This window comes from Streptomyces odonnellii (genome assembly GCF_000981895.1).
Taxonomy (GTDB): domain Bacteria; phylum Actinomycetota; class Actinomycetes; order Streptomycetales; family Streptomycetaceae; genus Streptomyces; species Streptomyces odonnellii.
Map to the genome: position 1 here is coordinate 1 of NZ_LATD01000421.1, position 3,189 is coordinate 3,189.

Annotated in this window: 4 protein-coding genes; all 4 read right to left on the minus strand. The window is 71.0% G+C overall.

Annotation, left to right across the window (positions count from 1 at the left end; all coding sequences use genetic code 11):
• Positions 1-149: 149 nt before the first annotated feature.
• Complete coding sequence (locus tag WH07_RS31625) at positions 150-983, minus strand: TetR/AcrR family transcriptional regulator (protein ID WP_046507763.1); 834 nt, start codon at positions 981-983, stop codon at positions 150-152.
• 231 nt (positions 984-1,214) lie between these two features.
• Positions 1,215-1,400, minus strand: coding sequence for a hypothetical protein (locus WH07_RS41850; RefSeq protein WP_157877468.1), 186 nt, complete (start codon positions 1,398-1,400; stop codon positions 1,215-1,217).
• Positions 1,401-1,486: 86 nt separating this feature from the next.
• Positions 1,487-2,242 (minus strand): response regulator transcription factor, encoded by a 756-nt coding sequence (locus WH07_RS31635; RefSeq protein WP_046507769.1) that lies wholly within the window; start codon positions 2,240-2,242, stop codon positions 1,487-1,489.
• A 102-nt stretch (positions 2,243-2,344) separates the two neighbouring features.
• A partial coding sequence (locus tag WH07_RS31640) for an amidohydrolase family protein (protein ID WP_046507772.1) occupies positions 2,345-3,189 on the minus strand: 845 nt, incomplete at its 5' end.

The window sequence follows — 3,189 nt, forward strand, 5'->3', positions numbered from 1 at the left end:
CCGGCGGCGGGCCTGGGGCGGTGGGCCGGGGGCGACGGCCCGGGCGGCGGCGGGCTTCGGGCGGCGGAGGGGCCGTACCGTACAGGGCCTGCGCGGCGGCGGGCCGGGACGACGGCAGCCCGGGCGGCGGGCCCGGGCCGGCGTACGGCTCAGCCGCGGGCGCGCATCGCCTCGATGCCCGCGATGAGGAGTTCGACCGCGAACGTGAAGTCCCGCTGGCGCATCTCCACCACCGTCTCGTCGCCGCGCGCCGCCATGATCTCCTCCGCGTTCCCGAACGGCGCCTTGAACCGCGGCTGTTCGCTGACGACCCCTGTCGCCTGCCGGTAGTACTCGTCCTGGCTCACCCCCGCGTCGGCGCAGCGCTGTACGAAATGGCCCTCGATCGTGCCGAATCCGTACACGAACTGGAAGACCGCGGAGATCGCGCCCATCTGCCCGTGCGGGGCCAGGCCCGTACGGCGGACGACCGCCTGGACGGCGGCGGAGAAGGCCGTCGAATGCGGCCCGATGTTCAGGTACTTGCCGATGAGCGGTGAGACCCAGGGGTGGCGGACGAGTACGGTCCGGTAGCTGGCGGTCAGTTCGCGGAGCTGGTCGCGCCAGTCGGTGGCGTCGTCCGTGAGATCCGGTACGCGGACTTCGCCGAAGACGCGGTCCAGGGCGAGTTCGAGAAGGTCGTCCTTGGTGTCCACGTACCAGTACAGGGACATCGCGGTCACACCCAGCTCGGCGGCCAGACGGCGCATGGAGAACTTGGCCGCGCCCTCCGTGTCGAGCAGCCGTACGGAGACGGTGGTGATGCGGTCGCGGTCGAGCCCGCCGTGCTGATCGGAGGACCGGGCGGACCGGGCGGCGGAACGGTCCGCGGACCGTTCCGTGCGGTCCGTGCGGTCCCCTTTTCGGCCCCGGCCGGCCGGCTTGCCCTCCAGCCAGACGCTGGTACGGGTCGGCCGCTTGGCCCGATCGGCTTCCGGCGCCATGGGTGAGCCTCCTCGGTTCCCTCCGGCCGGACGGTGACCGGACTCCTGTTGCCTGCCCGCGTTTTGCCCACCCGCGTCGCCTGTCCGGCGCCAACCGTCACCGGCCCCGTGGCCGGGCGACGGACGGCCCGCCGCCGGGAACCGGAAGCCGGGGTCCGGAGTCGGGGTCCGTAGTCGGGGTTCGGAGCCGGGGTTCGGAGCCGGGGTCCGGGGGTCCGGCCTCAACCGATGCTATGCCGCCTCCGGAAGAGAGTCTGCCCGCTGGGCCCTGCGCGACAGCAACACGGCCGACAGTTCGCCCGCCAGTACGGCCACCGCGGCGGCGAACGGGCCGTACCCCGGTACGAACTGACGGTGCAGCGTCAGCAGAAAGAGTGACCCGCTGATGCCGAAGGCGACCAGGTGAGGGCCCGCCACCACCCTTCTGAAGCGCCGGTCATGGAAATGGAAGAGGTGCGTATCGAGCAGGGAGTACTCCCGATCACCGGGGCGCGTCGGCCGGCTCACCGGGGCGCGTCGGCCGACTCACCGGGTTTGATCAGATAGCCCGCCCCGCGCCGGGTGTGGATCATCGGCGGGCGTCCGGCGTCGATCTTCCGGCGCAGATAGGAGATGTACAGCTCGACGACATTGGCCTGGCCGCCGAAGTCGTACGACCAGACCCGGTCCAGGATCTGCGCCTTGCTCAGCACCCGGCGCGGATTGCGCATCAGATAGCGCAGCAGCTCGAACTCGGTCGCGGTGAGATGGATGGACACCCCGCCACGGCTGACGTCATGGCTGTCCTCGTCCAGGGTCAGATCGCCGACGACCAGCAGCGACTCGCTGCGGACGGCCGCCGCGCCGGACCGCCGTATCAGTCCGCGCAGCCGGGCGACCACCTCCTCCAGGCTGAACGGCTTGGTGACGTAGTCGTCGCCGCCCGCGGTCAGCCCGGCGATCCGGTCCTCGACGGCGTCCTTCGCGGTGAGGAAGAGCACGGGCACCTGCGGCAGTTCGCGCCGCAGCCGCCCCAGCACGGCCAGCCCGTCCATATCGGGCAGCGTCACTTCGAGCACCACGGCGTCGGGCTGGAAGTCCCGGGCGGACCGCACCGCGCCGGCGCCGTCGCCTGCGCTGCGCACGTCCCACCCTTCGTATCGCAGGGCCATGGACAGCAGCTCGGTGAGCGAGGTCTCGTCGTCGACAACCAGAACGCGGACGGGAGCGCCGTCCGGCCTGAGCATTTCGGTGCGCCCGCGGGGCGAGGTGATGGTCATGCTGCTCAACCCTGCGGAGCACCTCTGAGAGCGCTCTTTCCGGAACCTGTGAATTCCCTGAGAAACGCTCCGAAGGCACCGGACCGGGCTTGCCCGTCGGCGTTACCCGGCTTCCAGTGCGAAGAGCCGGGCCCCGTTCTCGTAACAGACCGCGCGCAGCCAGTCGTTGCCCAGCTCCAGCCGTTCCAGGGCCTCAAGCTGGTGGATGTACGGGTACGGGATGTTCGGGAAGTCGCTCCCCAGCAGGATCCGGTCCCCCAGGTCGGCGAGCCGCCCCCGAGCCTCCCGGGGAAAGGGCGCGAAGCGCTCGCTGAAGTCGGTGAACGCCATGGTCGTGTCCAGCCTGACCTCCTCGTACCGCTCGGCGAGATCCAGGAAGTCGGTGTACTCCGGCATCCCGAGATGCGCCACGATCAGCGGCAGCCGCGGATGGCGCGCGAGCAGCCGCCCGACCGGGCCGGGCCCGGTGTGCTTGCCGGGCGCGGGCCCCGAGCCGCAGTGCACGACCACCGGCACCCGGGCCTCGGCGAGCAGCCCCCAGACCCGGTCGAGCCGCTCGTCGTTCGGGTCGTACGCCCCCACCTGCAGATGTGCCTTGAACACCCGCGCCCCGCCCTCGACGGCCTCCCTTACGTAGGTCTCGACGCCCTCCTCGGGAAAGAACGTCGCCGTCGACAGACAGTCGGGCGTACGGGCCGCGAACTCGGCGGCCCACCCGTTCAGCCACCGCGCCATGCCCGGCTTGTGCGGATAAAGCATCGAGGTGAACGCCCGCACCCCGAACTCCCGCAGCAGCGTGATGCGTTCGTCCTCCTCATGCCGGTAACTGATGGGCCACTCCATGCCGGTGAGCGGCCCGACAGCATCGAAGTAGGCCCAGACCTTCGCCAGCACCCGCTCGGGCATGAAGTGCGTATGCACATCAACCACCCCGGACACCCCAACCC